The organism is Kribbella sp. NBC_01505, assembly GCF_045040285.1.
GTDB lineage: Bacteria > Actinomycetota > Actinomycetes > Propionibacteriales > Kribbellaceae > Kribbella.
This window is the reverse complement of sequence record NZ_CP109425.1, coordinates 4,464,990-4,486,539: the sequence shown is the minus strand read 5'-3', so window position 1 is coordinate 4,486,539 and position 21,550 is coordinate 4,464,990. Positions and strand designations below refer to the sequence as shown.

26 protein-coding genes and 1 riboswitch are annotated in these 21,550 nt (G+C 67.2%); of the genes, 10 read left to right on the top strand and 16 right to left on the bottom strand.

The genetic code is table 11. From position 1 onward, the window contains the following. Positions 1 to 34: 34 nt before the first annotated feature. Positions 35 to 463: a DUF2752 domain-containing protein gene (locus OG474_RS21235; RefSeq protein WP_405064089.1), complete on the bottom strand. Its 429-nt coding sequence runs from the start codon at positions 461 to 463 to the stop codon at positions 35 to 37. Positions 464 to 518: 55 nt separating this feature from the next. Here OG474_RS21235 and OG474_RS21230 point away from each other — a divergent pair, with 55 nt between their 5' ends. After that, positions 519 to 1,133 carry an RDD family protein gene (locus tag OG474_RS21230; RefSeq protein ID WP_405064088.1) on the top strand — a complete coding sequence of 205 codons (615 nt, stop codon included), beginning with the start codon at positions 519 to 521 and terminating at the stop codon, positions 1,131 to 1,133. Positions 1,134 to 1,149: 16 nt separating this feature from the next. On the opposite strand, the gene OG474_RS21225 is transcribed toward OG474_RS21230, so the two are convergent. Both OG474_RS21225 and OG474_RS21220 read right to left on the bottom strand, forming a co-directional pair. Continuing rightward, positions 1,150 to 1,704, bottom strand: coding sequence for a hypothetical protein (locus tag OG474_RS21225; protein ID WP_405064087.1), 555 nt, complete (start codon positions 1,702 to 1,704; stop codon positions 1,150 to 1,152). Beyond that, a complete protein-coding gene (locus OG474_RS21220; protein WP_405064086.1) occupies positions 1,701 to 2,303 on the bottom strand; it encodes a SatD family protein in 603 nt (200 codons plus the stop codon). Before OG474_RS21220 ends, OG474_RS21225 begins: the two co-directional genes overlap by 4 nt. 500 nt (positions 2,304 to 2,803) lie before the next feature. On the opposite strand from OG474_RS21220, the gene OG474_RS21215 reads away from it, so the two are divergent. Next, positions 2,804 to 3,148 (top strand): alpha/beta fold hydrolase, encoded by a 345-nt coding sequence (locus OG474_RS21215; RefSeq protein ID WP_405064085.1) that lies wholly within the window; start codon positions 2,804 to 2,806, stop codon positions 3,146 to 3,148. Here the strand turns inward: OG474_RS21215 and thiC are convergent. Continuing rightward, complete coding sequence (gene thiC / locus OG474_RS21210) at positions 3,127 to 4,749, bottom strand: phosphomethylpyrimidine synthase ThiC (protein ID WP_405064084.1); 1,623 nt, start codon at positions 4,747 to 4,749, stop codon at positions 3,127 to 3,129. The two genes, OG474_RS21215 and thiC, sit on opposite strands and share 22 nt — an antisense overlap. Further along, positions 4,742 to 4,861: riboswitch (TPP riboswitch) on the bottom strand. Its footprint overlaps the gene before it by 8 nt. Positions 4,862 to 4,891: 30 nt before the next feature. Here thiC and OG474_RS21205 point away from each other — a divergent pair. Together OG474_RS21205 and OG474_RS21200 are read left to right on the top strand one after the other, a co-directional pair. Continuing rightward, positions 4,892 to 5,638, top strand: coding sequence for a lysophospholipid acyltransferase family protein (locus OG474_RS21205; protein WP_405064083.1), 747 nt, complete (start codon positions 4,892 to 4,894; stop codon positions 5,636 to 5,638). Positions 5,639 to 5,733: 95 nt separating this feature from the next. Next, positions 5,734 to 6,294: a hypothetical protein gene (locus OG474_RS21200; RefSeq protein ID WP_405064082.1), complete on the top strand. Its 561-nt coding sequence runs from the start codon at positions 5,734 to 5,736 to the stop codon at positions 6,292 to 6,294. 3 nt (positions 6,295 to 6,297) lie between these two features. Here the strand turns inward: OG474_RS21200 and OG474_RS21195 are convergent, their stop codons facing one another. From OG474_RS21195 to OG474_RS21155, 9 genes are all read right to left on the bottom strand, one after another. Continuing rightward, on the bottom strand, positions 6,298 to 6,531 hold the full coding sequence (locus tag OG474_RS21195) for a hypothetical protein (RefSeq protein WP_405064081.1): 234 nt from the start codon (positions 6,529 to 6,531) through the stop codon (positions 6,298 to 6,300). Positions 6,532 to 6,544: 13 nt separating this feature from the next. Then, the gene (locus OG474_RS21190; protein WP_405064080.1) at positions 6,545 to 7,681 is read right to left on the bottom strand and encodes an anion permease; all 1,137 of its coding nucleotides are present in this window, start codon (positions 7,679 to 7,681) and stop codon (positions 6,545 to 6,547) included. 89 nt (positions 7,682 to 7,770) lie between these two features. After that, positions 7,771 to 8,769 (bottom strand): anion permease, encoded by a 999-nt coding sequence (locus OG474_RS21185; RefSeq protein ID WP_405064079.1) that lies wholly within the window; start codon positions 8,767 to 8,769, stop codon positions 7,771 to 7,773. Between the two features lie 3 nt (positions 8,770 to 8,772). Then, positions 8,773 to 9,405 carry a DUF47 domain-containing protein gene (locus tag OG474_RS21180; RefSeq protein ID WP_405064078.1) on the bottom strand — a complete coding sequence of 211 codons (633 nt, stop codon included), beginning with the start codon at positions 9,403 to 9,405 and terminating at the stop codon, positions 8,773 to 8,775. A gap of 140 nt (positions 9,406 to 9,545) precedes the next feature. Next, a complete protein-coding gene (locus OG474_RS21175) occupies positions 9,546 to 9,854 on the bottom strand; it encodes a DUF202 domain-containing protein (protein ID WP_405064077.1) in 309 nt (102 codons plus the stop codon). 8 nt (positions 9,855 to 9,862) lie between these two features. Next, positions 9,863 to 10,198: a YidH family protein gene (locus OG474_RS21170; protein ID WP_405064076.1), complete on the bottom strand. Its 336-nt coding sequence runs from the start codon at positions 10,196 to 10,198 to the stop codon at positions 9,863 to 9,865. Next, positions 10,198 to 11,412 carry a glycoside hydrolase family 3 N-terminal domain-containing protein gene (locus OG474_RS21165; RefSeq protein ID WP_405064075.1) on the bottom strand — a complete coding sequence of 405 codons (1,215 nt, stop codon included), beginning with the start codon at positions 11,410 to 11,412 and terminating at the stop codon, positions 10,198 to 10,200. The genes OG474_RS21170 and OG474_RS21165 overlap by 1 nt, the downstream gene beginning before the upstream one ends. Next, positions 11,412 to 11,873: a MarR family winged helix-turn-helix transcriptional regulator gene (locus OG474_RS21160; protein WP_405064074.1), complete on the bottom strand. Its 462-nt coding sequence runs from the start codon at positions 11,871 to 11,873 to the stop codon at positions 11,412 to 11,414. The genes OG474_RS21165 and OG474_RS21160 overlap by 1 nt, the downstream gene beginning before the upstream one ends. A gap of 139 nt (positions 11,874 to 12,012) precedes the next feature. Continuing rightward, on the bottom strand, positions 12,013 to 12,936 hold the full coding sequence (locus tag OG474_RS21155) for a DMT family transporter (RefSeq protein WP_405064073.1): 924 nt from the start codon (positions 12,934 to 12,936) through the stop codon (positions 12,013 to 12,015). A 38-nt stretch (positions 12,937 to 12,974) separates the two neighbouring features. On the opposite strand from OG474_RS21155, the gene OG474_RS21150 reads away from it, so the two are divergent. The 3 genes from OG474_RS21150 to OG474_RS21140 are packed head-to-tail and all read left to right on the top strand — an operon-like array spanning position 12,975 to position 14,729. Next, positions 12,975 to 13,616: a TetR/AcrR family transcriptional regulator gene (locus OG474_RS21150; protein ID WP_405064072.1), complete on the top strand. Its 642-nt coding sequence runs from the start codon at positions 12,975 to 12,977 to the stop codon at positions 13,614 to 13,616. 42 nt (positions 13,617 to 13,658) lie between these two features. Beyond that, entirely contained in the window at positions 13,659 to 14,126 is a 468-nt protein-coding gene (locus tag OG474_RS21145; RefSeq protein WP_405064071.1) for a nuclear transport factor 2 family protein, read from the top strand. After that, a complete protein-coding gene (locus OG474_RS21140; protein WP_405064070.1) occupies positions 14,127 to 14,729 on the top strand; it encodes a TetR/AcrR family transcriptional regulator in 603 nt (200 codons plus the stop codon). 1,797 nt (positions 14,730 to 16,526) lie between these two features. Here OG474_RS21140 and OG474_RS21135 read toward each other — a convergent pair. Continuing rightward, positions 16,527 to 17,186, bottom strand: a complete 660-nt coding sequence (locus OG474_RS21135; RefSeq protein WP_405064069.1) for a potassium channel family protein — start codon at positions 17,184 to 17,186, stop codon at positions 16,527 to 16,529. Continuing rightward, complete coding sequence (locus OG474_RS21130; protein ID WP_405064068.1) at positions 17,183 to 17,695, bottom strand: acyl-CoA thioesterase; 513 nt, start codon at positions 17,693 to 17,695, stop codon at positions 17,183 to 17,185. Before OG474_RS21130 ends, OG474_RS21135 begins: the two co-directional genes overlap by 4 nt. 131 nt (positions 17,696 to 17,826) lie before the next feature. Between OG474_RS21130 and OG474_RS21125 the strand changes: the two genes are divergently transcribed. Continuing rightward, a complete protein-coding gene (locus OG474_RS21125) occupies positions 17,827 to 18,750 on the top strand; it encodes a hypothetical protein (protein WP_405064067.1) in 924 nt (307 codons plus the stop codon). On the opposite strand, the gene OG474_RS21120 is transcribed toward OG474_RS21125, so the two are convergent. Then, positions 18,731 to 19,354, bottom strand: a complete 624-nt coding sequence (locus OG474_RS21120; RefSeq protein ID WP_405064066.1) for a flavin reductase family protein — start codon at positions 19,352 to 19,354, stop codon at positions 18,731 to 18,733. The genes OG474_RS21125 and OG474_RS21120 overlap by 20 nt on opposite strands. A gap of 71 nt (positions 19,355 to 19,425) precedes the next feature. On the opposite strand from OG474_RS21120, the gene OG474_RS21115 reads away from it, so the two are divergent. Together OG474_RS21115 and mgrA are read left to right on the top strand one after the other, a co-directional pair. Further along, positions 19,426 to 20,403 (top strand): phosphotransferase family protein, encoded by a 978-nt coding sequence (locus OG474_RS21115; protein WP_405064065.1) that lies wholly within the window; start codon positions 19,426 to 19,428, stop codon positions 20,401 to 20,403. Between the two features lie 99 nt (positions 20,404 to 20,502). Next, entirely contained in the window at positions 20,503 to 21,537 is a 1,035-nt protein-coding gene (gene mgrA, locus OG474_RS21110) for an L-glyceraldehyde 3-phosphate reductase (protein ID WP_405064064.1), read from the top strand. The last annotated feature ends 13 nt before the right edge of the window (positions 21,538 to 21,550 follow it).

Sequence of the window (21,550 nt, the reverse complement as noted above, 5' to 3'; positions counted from 1 at the left end):
GATCGCCGGGTAGCACCTAGCTACCCGGCGATCTTCAGTTCAGGTTGCGGGCGACGCCGTACACGATGAGCAGCGCGATGATCGCCTTGGTGAGCCAGTCGGTGACTCGCGGGCTCAAGGCCAGGCGGGGCAGCCGCACGACGCGCAGGGACTCCAGGGCCCACGCCAGGAGCTGGTAGCCGATGGCGAGGCCGGCCAACGGGCCCAGAACCAGTACGACGGGGTTGAAGTGCCAGGCGGCGTTCAGATCGCCACGTAGTAAGGCGGCAGCCATCCGGGTCGATCCGCAGAGCGGGCAGTTCAGACCGGTGGTGGCGTGCAGGACGCACGGGATGCCGAGCCCGGTCAGCTGATAGACACCGGCCAGCACGAAGCCGCCGACACCGACCGCTGCCAGCCCCTGCACGCGCCGGTCGACCGGCGGGACCGGCCCAGCGGGGCGAATTACGACGCCTTCACTCACCGGACCACAGTAACCTGCCTTCCAGTTCGCAGTCGTGCACCAGAGAGGAATTCCGGTGACCACCCCTCCGTCCGGCCCGTACGACGGGTCCACGCCGCCAGGCCAGCCCAATCAGTACCCACCGGGTCAGCCCAACCAGCTTCCGCCGGGACAGCCCGGTGGCGGGTATCAGCCCAGCGGGCACATCCAGCCGGGCTACAACCCTTACAACCAAGGGCCTTCTGGGAAGGGCAGCTACCGGTACGCGCTGCCCGGTCAGCCGGTCGGCTACACCACCCGGGTGGGCGCCTCCCTCATCGACAGCGTTCTCCAGGGGTTTCCGATGGGGATCGGCCTCATCGTCACCATTTCGATCAGCACCGGCCCCCACGCCGACGCAGCCGGTCTCCCGCTGACCATCGGCGGCATCTGCAGCACCGTGATCTGGTTCCTGAACCGGGTGGTCCAGCAAGGCCGCACCGGCCAGTCACTCGGCAAGAAGATGACCGGGTCGCGGGTCATCAGCATCAGTACCGGTGAAAGGATCGGCTTCGGCGCGAACCTCGGCCGCGAGCTCCTCGCCTACTTCTTCAACTACCTCTGCTTCATCAACCTGCTCTGGCCGCTCTGGGACGAGAAGCAGCAGACCTGGCACGACAAGGTAGTCAACGACATAGTCGTCAGCACATGACCACTCCGTCTCAGAGCTAGTGCGATAGAAGGAAGCCGGCGCAGGTCACTGACCACAGGACGCTGGTGAAGGTGCCGATGATGAAGCGCTCCGCTACTGCTTGCGGAGTGACGGAGGCGGGCTGGTCAGGACTGCGTAGCTCGGGATAGCGGGCCAGCCCCTTGATCGCCAGCACGATGGCCAGCCCCTCCGGCCAGCCGGCCACCAGGGCCGCGAAGATCGCACCACGCTCGAGTGAACCGATCAGGGCGCCGCCACGCAGCACCTCACCGGCCTTTTGGGTCGACTGGGCCCGAGTGTTGCCCCGGTCCACCAAAGCGAGCACAGAGGTCGTCAGCGGGCCGCCGCCGGTCACTGCGAGCCCTCCGGCCAGCAGGAGCAGCACATTCCACCAGCGCTCGTCCCAGTCGGCCACACCGTTGCCGTAGAGCAGCACCAGGCCGCCGGCCACTCCACAGGCCAGCATCAGGCCGCTGAGGATGATCTCCAGCGTCGCACCAGCCTTGGGCACCCACGCCAGTACGGCGAGGATCAGCCCGGCTCCGGTGAGCGCCAGGACGAGTGCCGTCACGCAGCGACCTCGACGCGGGCGAGCAATTCGGTCGCGAGCAACCGTCCACGCTGCTCCTCGGCCACTCCGGCCGCCTGAGCCCGTTGGGTTACCGCAGATTGGCTGATCCCCAGTTTCACGCCGATCTCCCGTCGTGTCAGTCCCTCTGCCAGCAGGTCGGCGACAGCCCACCCGCGGTCGCTGCGCCGGCGCAGTACCGACGCCATCAACCAGAGCACCGTCTCCACCTGATCGGCCACCTGGGCGTCGGAGCCGCACACATTGACATGGTGCGGACTGATCTTCGCCTTGTCGACCGCCTGCCGCGCATACACGAACGCGTCCCCGTTACCGGCCCGCGTGCTGCGCGGGAGCGGCTCGATCACGTCGCCGATCCCGAGCCCGACGTACCAGGAGTCCAGGCGGAGCAGCTCGACGATGATGTCGATCGTTGCCTTGGCCCCGGAAAGCACGCCCTGAAACTCGTCCCCCGCGGTCCGCTCGAACTTGCGGAGAAGTCCGGGACGCCGGGGACGGCGATTCAGATTGTTCAGTAGCTCGGGTACGAGATCGCTGGTGATTCGACTGCCCCGCTGATCTACCGTGAGAACAAAGACCACTGCCCTGCACCTCCTCACTGACGGATTAAGGCTACAGTCTTATTCACGCTGAGTGAAGGCAAAAACCTGAATCGGTTCACCCGATCACTCCCCGTAGTCACCCCGCAAGGCAGCCGATTCCCCAATTCTCCGCTCAATCGAGCCACTTCGCCATCTCGACTCACCGGGCGATTTCACTCCGCGTAAGGCCGAAAAGCTCACTTTTCCTGCTCCAAAGGCCCCAAAACCGCCGCCCAGCACCCCATCGACCTACGGTGACAAGGTGGCGACACGAGCCCAGGGCCGGGCCGGCCGGGGCTCCCGGAATTCGCCGGTGGACATTCGGCCGGGGCCGGATTGATCCTCAACAGCCTGAACCGGTTCCCTGACGCGATCGCCGGTCACGTCTTCCTCGCTCCGGACTACGGGCTGCATTCCGACACCGAGAAAGTCGCGCGGGGCAGTAACTTCGCGACGATCTGCACCAGAGCCATCATCACCGACGCAGCATCGCCAATGCCGTGGCCGGTGGCCGGATCGACGGCCACGCCAAGGCGCTCGGCTTTGCTTACACCACTGAAGAACTGCGCGAGTCCGGGATGGTGAACCGGTACACGGTGAACATGGCGCTCGCGCAGAACGCCGATCACGCGGACACCGATCTGCAGCGGATCGACGGACCCGTCGGCGTCCAGGTCGGTGCGGACGACGAGGTGTTCGACGCGACGAAACTGGCCGAGTTCTCCCGGCAGGCGCCCCATGTGAAGGTGACGATCCTGCCGGGAGAGACTCACCTCAGCCTGCTCGACACTGCAGCGGCTCAGGTCGGACCCTGGCTGCAGAGTCAGTCGGCCAACGGCAGATAGACCTTGCTGTCATTGGCCTTGAAGGTCTCGGACATCTCGTTGAAGCCGGCCTCGATCGCCTCGGTCGACGTCAGCCCGCGCTCCTCGGCGTACTTGCGGATGTCCGCGGTGATCCGCATCGAGCAGAACTTCGGCCCACACATCGAGCAGAAGTGCGCGGTCTTCGCGGGCTCGGCCGGCAGCGTCTCGTCGTGGTAGGACCGTGCCGTGTCCGGATCCAGCGAGAGGTTGAACTGATCCTCCCAGCGGAACTCGAACCTGGCCGTCGACAACGCGTCGTCCCAGGCCTGCGCCCCCGGGTGCCCCTTGGCCAGATCGGCAGCGTGGGCAGCGATCTTGTACGTGATCACGCCGACCTTGACGTCATCGCGGTCCGGCAGACCGAGGTGCTCCTTCGGCGTGACGTAGCACAGCATCGCCGTACCCAGCCAGCCGATCTGCGCCGCGCCGATGGCGCTGGTGATGTGGTCGTACGCCGGCGCCACATCAGTTGCCAACGGCCCCAATGTGTAGAACGGCGCCTCACCGCAGAGCTCCTCCTCGAGCCGCACGTTCTCCGCGATCTTGTTCATCGGCACGTGCCCCGGACCCTCGATCATCACCTGGACGTCGTGCTCCCAGGCGATCTTGGTGAGCTCCCCGAGCGTCCGCAGCTCGGCGAACTGCGCCGCGTCGTTCGCGTCCGCGATACATCCCGGCCGAAGCCCGTCGCCGAGCGAGAACGTCACGTCGTACTCACGCAGGATCTCGCACAGCTCGGCGAAATGCGTGTACAGGAAGGATTCCTGGTGATGCGCGAGGCACCAGGCCGCCATGATCGACCCGCCGCGCGAGACGATGCCGGTGATCCGCCGCGCGGTCAGCGGCACGTACCGCAGCAGCACGCCCGCGTGCACGGTCATGTAGTCGACACCCTGCTCGCACTGCTCGATCACCGTGTCGCGGTAGACCTCCCACGTCAGTGCGGCCGGATCACCCTTCACCTTCTCCAGCGCCTGGTAGAGCGGCACGGTCCCGATCGGGACGGGTGAGTTCCGCAGGATCCACTCGCGGGTCTCGTGGATGTTCTTGCCGGTGGACAGATCCATCACGGTGTCCGCGCCCCAACGGGTGGCCCAGACGAGCTTCTCGACCTCGTCCTCGATCGAGCTGCTGACCGCGGAGTTGCCGATGTTCGCGTTCACCTTCACCAGGAACTTCTTGCCGATGATCGTCGGCTCGCTCTCCGGGTGCCGGCGGTTGACCGGGATGACGGCCCGGCCGCGGGCCACCTCGGACCGGACGAACTCCGGATCCATGTTCTCCCGGAGTGCGACGTACCGCATCTCCTCGGTGATGGTGCCTGCTCGGGCGTGGGCGAGCTGGGTCAGGTTCGCCCGCCCGGCCACCCACTCGCGCCGCAGCGCGGGCAGACCGGTCTGTACGTCGATCTGCGCGGTCGCGTCCGTGTACGGCCCGGACGTGTCGTACAGGTCGAAGTGCTCGCCGTTGGTGAGATGGACGCGGCGAGCTGGAACTCCCAGCTCGCCGCGGTAGATCTTCTCCGACCCCGAGATCGGGCCGGTGGTGACAGTCGGTCGTACGGTGCCGATAGTTGTCACTTGCTGTGCTCCCTACGCCGGAATTACCCGGACAGGTTCGGCGGTCGGCGGCGCCGGATTCCTCCAGCCGCCCTCTCAGCCCACTACGGTGCGAGCTCCCGCGATCTCCAGTTATCAGCCATACCTTAGTAGAGTTCCGACGATGCGCGACTTTGTGTATCCGCCGGTAGTCGGTTTCGCCAGGACGGCCTTCAAGGTGCTGGACGTGAACTTCCAGCTCTCCGGCACCGAGAACGTGCCCCGTAGCGGCGGTGCGGTGATCGCGCTGAACCACATTAGCTACGTCGACTTCATCCTCGGCGGGTACGGCGCTGTGCCGAGCAAGCGGCTGGTCCGGTTCATGGCCAAGGACATCCTGTTCCGGAACCGCTGGTCCGGTCCGCTGATGCGCGGGATGCACCACATCCCGGTGGACCGCGGTGCCGGCGCGGCGTCGTACTCACAAGCACTTGAGTACTTGCGGGCCGGTGAGGTGGTCGGTGTCTTCCCGGAGGCGACGATCAGCCGGTCGTTCGAGCTGAAGGAGTTCAAGTCCGGGACGGTCCGGATGGCGGCGGAGGCCGGCGTACCGGTGATCCCGCTGATCCTCTGGGGCACCCAGCGGATGCTCACCAAGGACCACCCGAAGGACTTCTCCCGGCACCGCACGATCGCGATCACGGTCGGTACGCCGATGGCCGTGACCACGGACGACGATCCGGTCGAGGCGACCGCCGTACTGCGGTCGACGATGGCCGAGATGCTCGACGACACCATCCGCGCCTACCCGGAGCAGCCGCCGGGCGCCTGGTGGCTGCCGGCCGCGTACGGCGGCTCCGCGCCGACTCCAGAAGAGGCGGATGAGCTGGACCGCGAGGAGCTGGCACGCCGGGCCGAGCGGCGGCAATAGCACCGACGCACCCCGGACAAGGGGTTGACCCTTGACGGTCTGTGAGGGTACGAAGGGCACTTGTTATTGACAAGGCAGGAATCTGGGGGATTTCTGTGCTGCTTGCCTTGTGCTGGGCGGGGGAAGGTTTTGTGTTCGATTCACCGGAAGAACTGCGCCTGTTCGAACCCGGGACGCTGGTGGTGGCACCGCATGTCGCGGAGCACATCCCGGATGCGGGGGCCTATTTCATCGACTGGTCCACCCGGGACCTGGACGCCGAGCGCGCCCGTGAGGTCGAGGCCGCGGTCAACGGGCGCCGCTGCGCGAACGGCTGGTTCCCGCTCGAGCGCCTGGACAGCATCGGTCACCGGGGTTTCTGGCGCGGTCCACTGACCTATCTGGCCCAGATGACGGCAGACGACGCGGCCATCCTGCAGGACTGGGCCGCACGCGGCCTGACCGGTGAGAACCGGCGGCGTATCCAGGCCACCGTCGATCACCTGCTGCACCAGCAGGGGCACGCGGCCGCTGCCACCTGGGCAGTGGCCGTTCGCCCCCAGGCTGGTCTGGACGCGGACGCCCTTGGCGACCGGCTCTTCACAGCCTGGGAACAGAACCTCGACGCGGTGCGCACCAAGGACGTGGCCAAGGCAGTGCGCCGCTGGAACCGCTAGTGCCTAATGGAACTGCGGGATGATCAGGTAGAGCCCGTAGAGCACCGCAGCGAGGCACGCTGCGAAGCACAGTGACGCCACTGCGGTGTCCACCATCGGGGCCGGCCGCTTCTCGTCGATAGCTGCCGCCCGGCGCGCCATGGCGGTCACACCGAAGGCGAACAGCACCGCCAGCCCCACTCCGAAGAGCAGGCTGACCAGGGCGACCTCACCGAGTGCACTCCAGTTGATGTGCATCGTCCTGCCCCTCTCAGACCGCCGCGGGCGCCGAGGAGGCGGCCGGGGTGCTCGGGTACTCGTTCACGTTGTTGGAGGTGACCGGCGTACGCCGCGAAGCCAGGTAGATGCCCCCGCCGGCCGCCACAGCCAGTACGGCGATCAGCGCGACCCCGAGGTTTCCGGAGTTCGCGACGCGACCGGCCAGTGCCCCCACGATCGCCGCGGCGGGCAGCGTGAACAGCCAGGCCAGCGCCATCCGGCCGGCGACCGTCCAGCGCACCTCGGCCAGCCGCTTGCCCAGACCAGAGCCCAGGATGCTGCCGGAGCAGACCTGCGTGGTGGACAGCGGGAAGCCGAGGTGGGAGGAGGCCAGCAGCACTGCGGTCGAGCTGGTCTCCGCGGCGAAGCCCTGCGGCGACTCGATCTCGGTCAGGCCCTTGCCCATCGTCCGGATGATCCGCCAGCCGCCCAGGTAGGTACCGGCCGCGATCGCCAGACCGGCGGCGAAGATCACCCAGAGCGGCGGACGCGAACCCTGCGCGAGGCTGCCGGAGGTGATCAGGACCAGCGTGATGATGCCCATCGTCTTCTGCGCGTCACCGGTGCCGTGCGCCAGCGAGACCAGCGAGGCGGACGCGATCTGACCGACCCGGAAGCCGTCGTCGACGCTCTTCTTCCGGGCGCGGGCGGTGATCTTGTAGGCCAGGAAGGTGCCGAGCAGCGCGACCACACCGGCCACGATCGGCGCGGCGACCGCCGGGATGATGATCTTCTGCGCGACCGTGCCGAAGTTGACCGCACCGCTGCCGGCCGCAATCCACGTGGCGCCGATCAGGCCGCCGAAGAGCGCGTGCGACGAGGAGCTGGGCAAACCGACGTACCAGGTCAGTAGGTTCCACAGGATCGCGCCGACCAGGCCGCCGAAGATGATGGGGACCGTGACCTTCGTATCGTCGACCAGACCGCTCGAGATGGTCTTGGCGACTTCGGTGGAGACGAACGCGCCGACCAGGTTCAGTACGGCGGACAGCCCCACCGCGACCTTCGGTTTGAGCGCGCCGGTGGCGATCGACGTCGCCATCGCGTTAGCGGTGTCGTGGAAGCCGTTCGTGAAGTCGAACACCAGTGCGGTGACGATCACCACGATGACGAGAAACGACAGATCCATCCCGATCACATCCCTCGGCGGACGAGTTGTGGCACTCGACCGACCGTAGGGGTGGTGGATGAATTCGAAATGAATGAGATTCGGGAATCTCATTCCAGGATCAGGTGCGCGATCCCGTAGCAAGCGGCGGCGACCAGACCAGCGGCCGGAATGGTCAGCACCCAGGCGGTGACGATGCCCTTGGCGACACCCCACCGGACGGCGGACAGGCGCTTCGTGGCGCCCGCACCCATGACGGCGCTGGTGATCGTGTGGGTCGTGGAGACCGGTGCGTGCAGGCCGATCGCCATCACATACAGGACACCGGCGGCGATGGCCTCGGAGGCGAAGCCGCGGGCCGGGTCGAGGTGGATGATGCGGCGGCCGAGGGTACGCATGATGCGCCAGCCACCGGAGTAGGTCCCCAGCGAGATCGCGGTCGCGGCGGAGAACTTCACCCACAGCGGGATGCCGTCGTCGGCGTCCGCGTGCCCGGTCGTGAGCAGCGCCAGGAAGATCACGCCCATCGTCTTCTGCGCGTCCTGCAGACCGTGCCCGAGCGCCATCGCGGCGGCTGACAAGGACTGCGCCAAGCGGAAGCCGCGGGTGGTCTTGCCGGGGTTCTTGCGCCGGAAGATCCAGAGGATCGCGATCATCAGCAGGAACGCACCGAGGAAACCGATCGCCGGCGAGAGCACCATCGGGATGACGACCTTGTCGACGATCCCGGTCCACAGCACCACGCTGGACGAGGCCAGTCCGGCGCCGACCAGGCCGCCGATCAGGGCATGCGAGGAGGAACTGGGCAGGCCGAAGTACCAGGTGATCAGGTTCCAGGTGATCGCGCCGATGAGGGCCGCGATGACAACCACGAGTCCGTGTTGTCCGGACGGAGCGGTGATGATGCCCTTGCCGACGGTCTCGGCGACCTCGGTCCCGGCCAGCGCGCCGAGGAAGTTGCAGACCGCGGCCATCGCCAGCGCCACCCGCGGCGTCAGCGCCCGGGTCGAGATCGAGGTCGCGATCGCGTTCGCCGCGTCGTGGAAACCGTTGGTGTAGTCGAAGGCCAGTGCGATCACGACGACCGCGATGACGAGCGTGAGCTCCAACGCTCAGCTCTCCTTGACGGCGATCTGCTCGACCGTGTTGGCGACATGCTCGAACGCGTCGATCGCAGCCTCCAGCAGATCGACCACGGTCTTCAGCTTCAGCACCGTGAGCGTGTCGTACTCACCGCTGAACAGCTTGGCGATGATCCGGCGGTGCACCGCGTCACCGGTGTTCTCCAGCCGGTTGATCTCGATCCAGTACTCGGCGAGGTCCTTCATGGTGCGCAGCCGCGGCATCGTCTCGGCGGTCAGCTGCGCGGCCCGCTGGAGGACCTCGATCTGCTCGGCGACCTCCTCCGGCAGCTTCTCCAGGTTGAAGAGGTGGATCGTGTCCACCGCCTCCTCCATGAAGTCCATGACGTCGTCGAGGTCGGAGGCCAGCCGGTAGATGTCCTCACGGTCGAACGGCGTGACGAACGTCGAGTTCACCCGCCGGATGATCGAGTGGGTGGTCTCGTCGGCGGCGTGCTCGGCGTCCTTCATCTGGACGGCGATCTGATGACTGGCCGAGAGGCCACTGCCGACGGTGCTGCCGAGCAGTTCGGCGAGGATCCGAGCTCCGTCCACGAGGTGGTTGGCGGACTCGGTGAAAAGGTCGTAGAACGTCGGGTCGTTCGGACGCAGACGTAACGGCACTTCAAGCTCCGGGTGAACGAGGGACAAACCGTTGATCATGCTAGGGGGAACAGTCCACGGATCTCGCATCCGCGGGGTCAACGTAGCGCGTCGGGGTGAACTAGTTCACTAGGAGATGACAACCGAGTAATCAATCGGTATCAGCGCGTGATCACGGCGTACAGGTCGAAGAGGCCGACGACGAGCACCAGACCGGCGGCGACGCGGAGCACTCGCTCGTGGCCGAGGGCATGCACCGCGGCACCCCGGGAACGGCGGTAAACCGCGCTCACAGCCGCCCAGCAGCCGAGTGAGAGCACCAGTACGACGATGCCGAGGCCGGTGCGCACGTCGGACGAACCGTGGCCTGAGGCAAGCAGCAGGATCCCGTTGGCGATCAGGCCGAGCGAGGTGCGTCGCCAGGCGAGCAGGGTCCGTTCGGGCTGTAGTCCGGGGTCCGGTGTGCTCATCGCCACAGTTATCGCCAGAGGGCGAAGATCAGACCGATCAGACCGGCCCCAGCGATAGTTGCCGCCAGCATCAACGGCAGTCTGGTCACAGGCAATGGCTCGCCGCGGCGCATCGCGACCATGTTCTGCTGCCAGCGCCGCAGTGCCCCGAACGTCGTGACCAGTCCGGCACTCACCAGGATCAGTCCGATGATCCGGGCCGGCCAGCGATCCAGTCCGAGGTCGAGGAACTGCACCGCCGAGAGGCCACCGGCATAACAGGCCAGTGATGTCCGCAGGTAGGCCAGATAGGTCCGCTCGTTCGCCAGAGTGAACCGGTAGTCGGGCTCCTGCTCCTCCTGCATCAGCAGGTCACCAGACCGTGCTTCTGCTTGAGTGCCAGCACGCGCCGCACACTGGCGTCGAGCTGTTTGGCGAAGGCCTCGTCCTGCTGGGCCTTCACCACCAGTGCGTTCACCATGGCCGCGGTGAGGTCCGCCGCGCCGTTGATGACGATGTCTCCGCCGGCCGCGATGACCCGAGTGGCCCGCTGACCGGCCGGGACCTTCGCCACGTTGGCCGCCGCCCCGACATCGTCGGTGATCACGACGCCGTCGTACCCGAGGTCGCCCCGGATCATGCCCTGGATGACGGTCGAGGAGAACGCCGCCCGGTTCTTCGGGTCGATCTTGGTGTAGGTGACCGTGGAGACCATCAGCATCTCGGTGCCGGCCTCGATACCGTCCGCGAACGGCTGCAGGTCGTCGTCACCACGAACCGTGACGTTGTCCAGTACGTCGGCGGCGAAGTCGGTGTTGCCACGCACCTTGCCGATGCCCGGGAAGTGCTTGACCGAGGTGATCACGCCACCCGCCATCATGCCGCGGACGAACGCCTGGACCGGCGGGCCGATCTCTGCGGGCGTATTGCCGAACTCGCGGTCCAGACTGCCGATGGGCGCGTTCTGCTTCTTCAACGACACCGGTACGACGTCGGCCACCGGAGCGAGGTCGGTATTGATTCCGGCCTGCTTGAGCTGGCCTGCCCATTGCGTCGCTTGGGCGGTGAGCTTGTCACTCGTCCACGTGCCCTGAACTGTCGCCGCCGGGATCCGGGTGAACCCGGCGCCCTTCAGCCGCTGGATCTGACCGCCTTCCTGGTCCGCTGCGACCAGTGGCCGAATGCCTTCCACCGTGGCAGCCTTCGTGGCCGCGGCGGTCGCCGTACGGGTGTGGGCCAGGCTGCCACCTGCTCCTAGCAGCAGGACTCCGCCGGGCTTCTGCTTCTGGACGATCGGGCGCTGGGCAGAGGTCATGCCGTTGGCGCTGATGCCGGTCATGATCAGCTGGGCTGCTCGCTGGCGCAGTGTGAGGTCCTGCAGCTTCGCGTCGAGGCAGCTGGGCGTCGACGTCGGCGTAGCTGATGGCGTCTTGGTCGGCTGGCCGGTGGTTTTCGTCGGCAGCGGTACCGACGATGACGGGACCGTGTCCGGCCCAGCTGTTGGCGACGACTGGTCGTCGCTGCAGCCTGCGAGGAGTAGCGCGGACAGTACGACGAGGGCGGTGGAACGGGTCCGCATCACCGCTCCTGGCCGGTGTTATCGGCCAGGGCCTTGCAGATGGTGAACAACTGGTCCACCTGCTCCTCGGTCAGCGCATCGAAGATCGCACTGCGCACCTCTTCGACATGGCCGGGCGCGGACTCCACCAGCTTCTCCCGACCTGCCTCGGTGATGATCGCTACCTGACCACGGCGGTCGGACTCGATGCCCTCACGACGCACCCAGCCATACTGCTCCAGCCGATTGACCGCATGCGAGAGCCGGCTCCGCGAGCCGAGCGTCGCAACGGCGAGCTCGCTCATCCGCAGCCGACCGTCCGGTGCGTCGGACAACCGCACCAGGATCTCGTAGTACGTGTGCGGAATCCCGGCGTCACGCTGCAACTGCTGCTCGATCCGGCCGTTCACTACGCGTTGGGCCGCGATGAACGCACGCCAAGCCTGCTGCTCTTTCTCATTCAGCCATCGGGGTTCCGCCATGTCCGCAGCGTAGTGCCTCGTCGAGGAGCGTTGGTGCCTTTAGCGGTGGTCCAGTCGTTCGCTGGCAAGGCGGAGGAGGAGAGCGATGCGGAGCATCTCGCGACGACGACAACGCCGCCAGCGGGCGTCTGGGGCGCCGCTAAAGGTGCCGAACGCTTCTCGACGAGGCACTGTCGTTTGCTCTGATCAGCAGTACTGCAACGGCGCAGACCGACATGCCGAGGATCGCGAGTACGCCGATGGTCTCGTCGAGCACGAAGTAGGCCAGCACCATCGTGGTCGGCGGCACCAGGTAGAGCAGGCTGCTGACTCTGGTTGCGCCGGAAAGCTTGAGATTCACCAGGTACAAGCCCCATCCGCCACCGGTTGCCAGCAGCACCAACCACAGGACAGCGCCGTAGAAACCCGGCTCCGTCGGGACGGTGAGCTGGGTGGTCGCGGCCCCGAGTGTGACGAACAGGACACCCGAGACCAGGCTCTGCACGCAGAGCGCGTCGAACGAGTTGACTGTCGACTTGCGTCGGCGATCCAGGCAGGTGCCCGCGACCAAGCCCAGCAGACCGGCCAGCGGGATCAGGAACAGCAGCAGCGAGCCATGGCCCGCGTGGAGGTCGTCGGCGACCACCAGCGCCACTCCGGCTAGCCCGATCACCAGTCCGATCCATTGGCGTCGGCTGACCGACTCTCCCAGCAGCGGTCCGGCCAAGGTCGCGATGACCAACGGTTGGAGCGATCCGATCAGCGCTGTGGCTCCGGCGGTGATGCCGTGGTCGATGCCGGTGAAGATGGCGCCGAGGTAGACGAACTGGGTCAGCACGGCCATCCACACCTGGGTGACGAGGTCGCGACGGGTCAGGCGCGGGCGCCGGACAGCCAGGATCACCGCGCCGAGCAGTCCGGCGACGAGGAAGCGCCAGGCCAGCAGGTCGAACGCACTCGTGTACCGAGTTCCCCAGCCCGCGCCGATGAAGCCCGAGCTCCAGAAGACGACGAAGCCGGCTCCCGCGGCCAGCGTCATCAGGCGCAGGCTCGGCGTCCGTCGTACTGCCAGGGCGGTTGTCATGGCCCGAGAGTAACCACACCGGTCGGTATACTGTCAGTATGCCTGTTCAGCAGATGAGACTCCTGGTCGATCGCGCAGTGCCGGCGGCGGACCGGCTGACACCGGCCGGTGCGCGGATCCTGGCGGCGGCCTCGACCCTGTTCTACGAGCAGGGCATCCGGACTGTCGGAGTCGATGCGATCGCGGCGGCGGCAGACGTCACCAAGAAGACTCTCTACGACCGGTTCGGCTCGAAGGACCGACTGATCGCGGCCTACCTGGAGCACCGGAATCGGGTGTGGCACGAGTTCCTCGACGAACAACTGGAGGAGCGCGCGCCCGGAACGCCTGAGGAGGTGGTGCTCGCACTGTTCGCTGCGCTGACCGACTGGCTCGCCGGGTCGCGCAACGGCTGCGGGTTCATCAACGCGAGCGTGGAACTGGCAGCGCCCGATCACCCGGCGATGCCAGTGATCGTCGGCCAGAAGCAGTGGATGCGATCCGAGTTCGAGGCGCAGGCACGGCTGGCCGGGATGGCCGACCCGGGCGAACTCGCTGATCGACTGCTCTTGCTCCACGAGGGCGCGCTGGTCAGCTATCGCGTCGCGGCGATGGCGAACGCGACCGAAGTCGCCGCTCGCGCCGCCGCCGACATGCTGGCCGGCTGGTCTCGGGTTGGTTTTTGCGACAGAGTGTCGTAATCTCGTTTTTACGACAACTTGCCGGATAACGAGGGAGTCATGATGAACGCAGTTGCTGACCGGGCCGAGATCCTCGAGCTGTTCGGGCGGTATGCCGACATCGCGGACCTGAAGTCGTTCGACGCCCTGCCCGCGCTGGTCCACACCGACCCGCTGACCATCGACTTCTCGTCGGTGACGGGGATGGCGCCGATGACAGTCCCGCTGGACTCCTACCGCGAGGCGCTTCGCGGATCCTTCGGTGCCTTCAAAGCCACCCACCACGCGATCACCGGCCACGTCGTCACCATCGACGGCGACCACGCGACGATCCACGCCCACGTCCGCGCCGAGCACTGGCTCCCGAAGGAGCTCGCCGGCGACGGCCCCGATCGCTGGCTGGTGGTCGGCTTCTACGACAACGAGGCAGTCCGGACACCGGATGGCTGGCGCCTCACCAGCGTCAAGCTCACCGCGATCCACCAGGAGAACGAGCACCTGGCCGCCACCACAGCAGCGCAGGCAAGCTAAGTGCCGAGGATCCGTGGCGGCAGCATCGAGAAACACCACGAGCTCGTCTGGGCCGACCTCGCCGACGCAACGCGCCGACTCCTCCTGGAGCGCGACTACGACTCGATCAACATGGGCCACATCGCAGCCGAGGCCGGCATCGCCCGCAACACCCTCTACAACTACGCCCGCGACAAAGCCGCATTGGTCCAAGCCCTGACCGAGCGAGCCAGCCGACCAATGCTCGAGCGCGTCACCACAATCGCCGCCAGCACCGAAGAGCCCGCCGCCGACCGTATGCACCAGATCGTCGAGGCAGTCTTCGAAGCCTCCACAGACCAAGCCCTGCAACCGATGTTCCGACCAGGCGCCGGCCCCCTGATCGACGAACTCCCCAAAGGCCCCGGAGGCCCGTTCCACGCCATCATGGCCGAGGTAGAAAACGTAGTCCGAGCCGGAATCACCCGCGCCGAATTCCGCGACATCCCCGACGTCCCCCTCACCGTCGAACTCCTAGCCGGCGCCATGCGAGCCGGCGCCGAACGCATCGGCCGAGACCCCGCCACCTACAAACCCACCGTCCGCGCCACCCAACAACTAATCCAGGCCGCCCTAACCCGCTAACCCGGCCGTTCGGGCCGAGGGCCGCGCACGCTCCGGCCGCGATGCCCTCCTGGCCGATGTACGGATGGATACCGCCGCCGACCGGGCACGCCAGTGCGGACCTCACTCCGCGGCGCGAGCGGAACGCGCCTTAGCGGGATCTAGTGCCTGTTGCGATTTGGCGGCTGCTCGCTCCCCAAACCGGTTTGGGGAGCGATAGCGGATCGGTGATCGGTCGCGGTGGCTGGGCACTTCGGTTGGCCAGTAGCCCCTCCGTCCCGAAGGTGCTCGTCTCGTCCCGCCGCTCGGGTTCGGCCGATTTCGTACGCGATGGCTGGTCGCCGCTGCGGCCGGTTTGACTGGACCGGGTGGCTGGGGGTGGTCTGGGGCTGGGCCGGATGGTGCGGTCGGTGACCGCGGTTCCCGTTGCCTGTGGCTGACGGGTTGTGGTTGCCCCCAGACGATGAGCATTCCTGTCAGGTGACCCGCCGCTGCAGTTCGGGTCGGGTGCCAGGTCGACCACCGCAGCTCCGGTCGGGGGCCAGGTCGACCACCGCGGTTCGGCTCGGGTGCCGGTCGACCACCGCGGTTCAGGTCGGGCGCCAGGTCGACCATCGCGGTTCGGGGCATCTGCCTAGCCTGCGGAGTTTCGCTGGATCTCCGTTGAGATTAACCCTTCTCTGCTCAAAATTTGAGGGGCGAACCGGCAACTTGCGGGGAGATCCCCTCGTTTTCTGCACCGCAACCGAAGCCCGGAAGCCCAGGCGACGGGCACCCGGGGCGCCGGCCTCGCCGTCCACCTCGGCCACAGGATCGGCCAGCCAGCCTGCTCGTTGGCGCCGGCCGCGGCGGCGAGTACCCGGCACCGAGGCCTCCGGCCGCATCCCAGCGCGCCAAGGCGCGGTTTGCGGGGATCTACTGTCACCCAGAGACAGCAGATCCCCGCAAAGACGCAGTAGCTAAGGGGATAGCGAGGTCAGCGACCAGGTTCCGGTCGCTTGGGCCTCTCGGCACAGGTTCACGGACGATTGCTGCCGGTATTTGGCAGTAGATATCCGTGGATCTCCCCTTGGGGAGGTCAACCACTGCGGCCTGCAGCTCCTGCGGTAGCTGGTCGCCGCTGCGGCCGATTGGCAGAGAAGCGGGTGCCTTGGACGGGCTCGGGCTGAGGGGATGGCGAGGTCGGCGACCGCGTGCCCGCTCCTTGAGCTTCGCGGCTGCGGCTGCGGCTGCGGCTGCGGCTGCGGCTGCGGCTGCGGCTGCGGCTGCGGCAAACGCGGGGATCTCCCTTCAAAGTTGCTGCTTCTCGCCTCAAATTTTGAGCAGAGAAGGGCCAATCTCAACGGATATCCGGCCAAACGCCACACAGCACCCCGCCACGGCGACGGATCAGCTGGCAAGCCTCGTGGCGATCGGCAGCAACCACCGAGACGGCTCACCTACTGGCCTCGCCGCGCCCGCAGCAACCACCGCGACCCAGCAACTGGCCTCGCCGCGCCGGCAGCAACCACCGCGGCGGCTCAGCAAATAGACCTCGTCGGCGGCGGGCTCAGCCGAAGCCCGTCAGCCCTGAGCAGCGGCAACCTCGGTCACCAACCGCACCATCCCGCCCAACCAAAGACGACCCAAGCCACACCGCTTCAGTCAAACCGGCCGCAGCGGCGACCAGCCACCGCGTACCCCGCCGGCCGAATCTGAGCGACCGGACGGGACGAGCACCGTCAGGGAGGCGGGGCGCCTGGCCAGACCGAGCCATCAACCATCGCGATGGATCAGCCACAAGCCCGCGACAGACGACGCCCACCTTGGCGTCGAGCGTTAGGTGGTCCGGCGGGAAAGGGTTAGGCCCACCAGGCGGGAGACGACCATTGCGACGTAACCGAGGCCGGCGAGTTGCTCGAGCATGACCACGGAGCGACCCCAGTCGGAGATCGGGACGACATCACTGAGCCCGGTGCTGGACAGAGTGGTGAAGCTCAGAAAGAGCAGCTCCATCCAAGTACGGTCGTTGCTAGGGGCAACCGCTGCGATGAAGCTGCCAGGCACGAGGACCTGGACAAAGACGAACAGGTACGCGAACCCCCAGGCCACCAAGGTAAACGTGGCACCGGTCGCGTACAGCTCGTCCGTGCTGACGTCGTGGTCGGACAGCATGTAGCGCAGCAAGCTATAGGCAGCGTAGAAGTAGAACGCCGCGTGCAACACGGCGGAGATGGCCACCACAGCGTCGCTCGAGTTGTACACATCAATGAAGGAGAGCGTGACCGCCGGTATCCCCAGCCCGATGCTGATCCAGGTGAGACCCGGCGTAGCTCGGACCGAGAAGACAGCGAGCACCAGCACGACGATGCCGATGATCTCGAAGCCGACGCGCCCTGCCTGTGAGCCTTGCGTCAGCGGGTAGATCACCACGCCGAGCAACTGCACGACGAGCAGTACGGCGGACGGATGCCGCCGGGCGCCGGTGAACCAGCTCATGTCCGATCTTCCTCACGGGACGCGATGATCGCGGCCCGGCGAGCGAGGCGGTGGCTGCGGCGGATCTCCGCCTCCCGCATCCGGCGGAGCTCCTCGTCGGTCTCCGGCACCACCTGCGGCACCTCGCGCGGCTTGCCGTCCGCGTCGACCGCCACGAACACCAGATACGCCGAGGCCACGTGCACCTCGGGGCCGACCGCGTCCCACCGGTCGGCGGTGATCCGTACCCCGACCTCCATCGAGCTCCGGCCGGTCCAGTTCACCTGGCTGCTGAAGTGCACGACATCGCCGACCCGGACCGGGACCAGGAAGACCATCTCGTCCATCGACGCGGTCACCGCCGCGCCACCGGAGTGCCGGGCCGCGACCACGCCCGCGACCGAGTCGACCAGCGTCATGATCACGCCGCCGTGCACGGTGCCGAGCAGGTTCGTCTCGTGCTGCGCCGTGATGTGCGACAGCGACAACCTGGTCACCGAAGTCGGCCGTGACGCCGGGATGCTGGACATCTGGTCCCTCCTTGACCTCCGGACCGGGTTCGGTCCCGGGCCGCAGAGTACCGACCGAGTTGTCCACAGGTTCGAATTGACCGGCGGAAAGCAGGGCGATTCCTCGTACTTTCTCTGGCGAGGAGGTGCCCATGACAACCACCGAGACTCGCACCGACCCCCACCTGAGCCCGCTGATCGTCCTCCAGGCCGACCGCCTGGTCGCCCTGTCCCTCGCCACCTGCCGCCGGCACGGCTTCGCCCTGGAGTACGACGCCGGCGCCCTGATCCCCGCGGATTCCAGCCCCGGCCCGATCCTCGGCCTCACCAACCTGGCCCGGGCCATCGCCCAGGAGGATCCCGACGACTGGCCCCAGTTCGTCGACACCCACTTCATCGAGCTTCTCCGCCGGCTGGACGAAGGGGCCCCTGACCCACCCAACGACCCTGCTCGCGAGCTCATCCAGCGTCTGGTGCCACGTTCCGCGCTCCCACCCAACTGGATCGACGACCGACCCGACGTGCTCCCGGGTCTGCTGTCCGTGCCCGCGACGCTGCACGACACCACCGTCACCATGTATCTCGACCCGACCGACCTGGGCCTCACCTGGTCGGCCGCCGAAGCACTTGGCCTCGCCAACCTCCGCCGCCGCACTGACCACCTCGAGCTCCTCGAGGAGGACGGTGTTCAGCTGGCCCGTCTCACCGGCGATTGCTTCACCGCGTCCCGTGCTCTGGTCCTCGACACGGTCCTGCACGAAACCCTCAACCTCTCCGAGCTGCCACCTGCGGTCCTGGCGGCCGTCCCGTCCCGAGACCTCCTCCTGCTGCACGTGGTCCAGGACCTCTCGGTCCTACCCGCCCTCGGGCTCCTCCTCCATCTCACCGACCGAGCTCACAGCCAGGCGCCCGGCCCGCTGTCCCCCGACATCCACCTGGTCACCTTCACCCCGGCTGGCCATCCCACCTGGCATCCCGCCACCACCACGACCTCCCCCACCACCCTCGCCCTCTCCCCACAACTGACAACCCTCATCAGCTCCCTGCCGCCGGAGGTCAGGAACGAGGTGGAGTGAAATGCCCAGGCCAGTCGCGAGCGGAGATACGTGTGATCTCGCGGATCTCGCCCAGCGTGGACCACTCGTCCTTGCCGAGCCGCGCGAGCGGGCGCAACAGCCGGACCTCAGGCCGGCCCTCCGCGAGCACCGAGTCGTCGATGGCGATGGCACGGACCTGCCCGATCACCACCGTGCAGTCGCCGAGTTCGAGGGTGGTGTGCAGGGTGCACTCGATCGCGACCGGCGACTCGGCCACCCGCGGCACGGAGACTGTCCGGGACGGCTCGGCGGTGACACCGATCGCGTCGAACTCCGACACCTCCGGCGGGAAGTTCGTCCCCGATGCGTTCACCTGCTCGAACAACGGCTCCGCCGCGAAGTTCACCACGAACTCGCCGGTCGCCTCGACGTTGTTCAGGCTGTCCTTCCGGCCGACCGAGGTGAACTGCACCATCGGCGGCCGCACACACGACACCGTGAAGAACGAGTGCGGCGCGAGGTTCAGCACGCCGTCCGCCGAGCGGCTCGACACCCACGCGATCGGCCGCGGCACCACCACCGAGTTCAGGGTCGCGTAGATCTCCCGCGGCTCGACACTCTCCGGATCCAGTTCGATACGCACTCCCGCAGTACATCAAACCTGTTGCCCGACACCCCGATCCACCACCAGGATCGCCTCGATCGGAGGAACCCTTGACCGAGTACGACGACGACGATCTGCCCGAGGCCATCATCAGGCTCGCCGGGTACCACAACCTCCCCGCCGAGGAGGTGCACGAGGTTCCCGGCGGTGTCGCGAACCGCGCCTTCGCGGTCAGCTCACGCTGGTTCGTCCGCGTGGCCCGCGAGGGTTTCGAGAGCGATCTGCAGAAGGAGACCATCATCGTCCCGGCCGCCCGGGCCCTGGGCGTCCGCACACCCGCCGTCCTCGAGTACGACAACACCTGCACGATCGTCCCGGCGCCGTACGTCGTGATGGAGCGGGTACACGGGGTCGAGCCGGCCGCTGCTCCGGCGGAGCTCGCTACCGACCTCGCCCGCCTGCACGCCACCTTCCAGGCCCCACCGGTCCAGGCATCACCGGGGACGGCCGACGGACGCGAGAACGGTGCGCCCGAGACCGGTACGCCGCCGAAACCGGACGCTCCGCTGCTCGTCGGCGTACCGGCGGATGGTTGGGGCAGTCCGGAGCACGCCGTGCAGGCGCTGGCCATCAAGGGACACCTCGACCAGGGGACCGCCGACTGGCTGTGCGGGTGGATCATGCGGCTGGAGTCGCGCATCGACCGGTCGGCGCCCAAGGTGCTGATCCACGGCGATGTTGCCCCGCACAACCTTCTCGTCGATCCCGGCACCGGCGCTCTGCACGCACTGATCGACTGGGGTGATGCGGCCTGGGCCCCACGCGCTCAGGACTTCGCGAAGCTCCGACTCTCCGAGGTCGCTGCGATCCTTCCGCACTACCTCGCCGCCGCTACCGGGCCGCCTCTCAGCGCCGACGAGCTGGCCGCCGGCATCCTCCACTTCCACCTCTCCTGGGCCCTCAGCAAACTGACCGCACCACCCGAGCGCAACCAACGACATTGGACCGCGCCACCCCTCAGCCGCCTCGCCGCCCTCCTGCAGTTCTTCACCACCAACCCACCCGCACCGTGGAGCACGCTCACCTGAGCGGCATCAAGAAGACCGGGTTCTGGGTGTCAGAGGTGGCGTTTCTTGTGCAGAACAAGGGGTTTTGCGCTTGTTACGACATGGTGCAGACTGAGGTTCGTGACTGACTACGTGGCTGCACAGGAGCGGTACGACGACCGGATGGTGTATCGGCGGACGGGGCGGAGCGGGCTGCAACTGCCGGCGATCTCGCTGGGGTTGTGGCACAACTTCGGTGACGACAAGCCGTTCGAGACCCAGCGCGACATCCTGCGCCGGGCGTTCGACCTCGGCGTGACGCACTTCGACCTGGCGAACAACTACGGTCCGCCGTACGGTGCGGCCGAGACCAACTTCGGGACGCATTTCGCGCGGGACTTCGCGAAGTACCGCGACGAGCTGATCCTGTCGAGCAAGGCCGGGTACGACATGTGGCCGGGTCCGTACGGGCAGGGCGGTGGCTCGCGGAAGTATGTGCTGGCCTCGCTCGACCAGTCGCTGCAGCGGATGGGCGTCGACTACGTCGACATCTTCTACTCGCACCGCTTCGACCCGGACACCCCGCTCGAGGAGACGATGGGCGCCCTCGACACCGCGGTCCGGTCCGGCAAGGCCCTGTACGCCGGTATCTCGTCGTACAGCGCGGAGAAGACGCGGGAGGCGGCGCGGATCCTGCAGGAGCTGGGGACACCGCTACTGATCCACCAGCCGTCGTACTCGATGCTGAACCGTTGGATCGAGGAGGACCTGCTCGACGCCGTCGGTGACCTCGGCGTCGGCGTGATCGCGTTCTCGCCGCTGGCGCAGGGCGTGCTGACCGACCGCTACCTGGACGGCATCCCGGAGGGATCGCGGGCCTCGCAGGGCAAGTCGCTGAACCCGGACTCGCTGACCGAGGACACCCTCAAGCACGTCCGCGCGCTGAACGAGATCGCCAAGGATCGCGGCCAGACCGTCGCCCAGCTCGCCCTCGCGTGGACGCTGCGCGACGACCGCGTCACCAGCGCCCTGATCGGCGCCTCCAGCGTCAAGCAGCTGGAAGGCAACCTCGAGGCCGTCCGCAACCTCGAGTTCAGCAAGGAAGAGCTCGAGGCGATCGACGCGGACGCCGTCGAGGCCGGCATCAATCTGTGGAAGAAGAGCTCCGACCACTGATCCAGGCCGTCTC

Coding starts and splice junctions, on each gene's coding strand:
- OG474_RS21205 (WP_405064083.1), top strand. CDS start 4,892: ATGCGCGACTTTGTGTATCCGCCGGTAGTCGGTTTCGCCAGGACGGCC.
- OG474_RS21195 (WP_405064081.1), bottom strand. CDS start 6,531: ATGCACATCAACTGGAGTGCACTCGGTGAGGTCGCCCTGGTCAGCCTG.
- OG474_RS21190 (WP_405064080.1), bottom strand. CDS start 7,681: ATGGATCTGTCGTTTCTCGTCATCGTGGTGATCGTCACCGCACTGGTG.
- OG474_RS21175 (WP_405064077.1), bottom strand. CDS start 9,854: ATGAGCACACCGGACCCCGGACTACAGCCCGAACGGACCCTGCTCGCC.
- OG474_RS21170 (WP_405064076.1), bottom strand. CDS start 10,198: ATGCAGGAGGAGCAGGAGCCCGACTACCGGTTCACTCTGGCGAACGAG.
- OG474_RS21165 (WP_405064075.1), bottom strand. CDS start 11,412: ATGCGGACCCGTTCCACCGCCCTCGTCGTACTGTCCGCGCTACTCCTC.
- OG474_RS21160 (WP_405064074.1), bottom strand. CDS start 11,873: ATGGCGGAACCCCGATGGCTGAATGAGAAAGAGCAGCAGGCTTGGCGT.
- OG474_RS21155 (WP_405064073.1), bottom strand. CDS start 12,936: ATGACAACCGCCCTGGCAGTACGACGGACGCCGAGCCTGCGCCTGATG.
- OG474_RS21150 (WP_405064072.1), top strand. CDS start 12,975: ATGCCTGTTCAGCAGATGAGACTCCTGGTCGATCGCGCAGTGCCGGCG.
- OG474_RS21145 (WP_405064071.1), top strand. CDS start 13,659: ATGAACGCAGTTGCTGACCGGGCCGAGATCCTCGAGCTGTTCGGGCGG.
- OG474_RS21135 (WP_405064069.1), bottom strand. CDS start 17,186: ATGAGCTGGTTCACCGGCGCCCGGCGGCATCCGTCCGCCGTACTGCTC.
- OG474_RS21130 (WP_405064068.1), bottom strand. CDS start 17,695: ATGTCCAGCATCCCGGCGTCACGGCCGACTTCGGTGACCAGGTTGTCG.
- OG474_RS21125 (WP_405064067.1), top strand. CDS start 17,827: ATGACAACCACCGAGACTCGCACCGACCCCCACCTGAGCCCGCTGATC.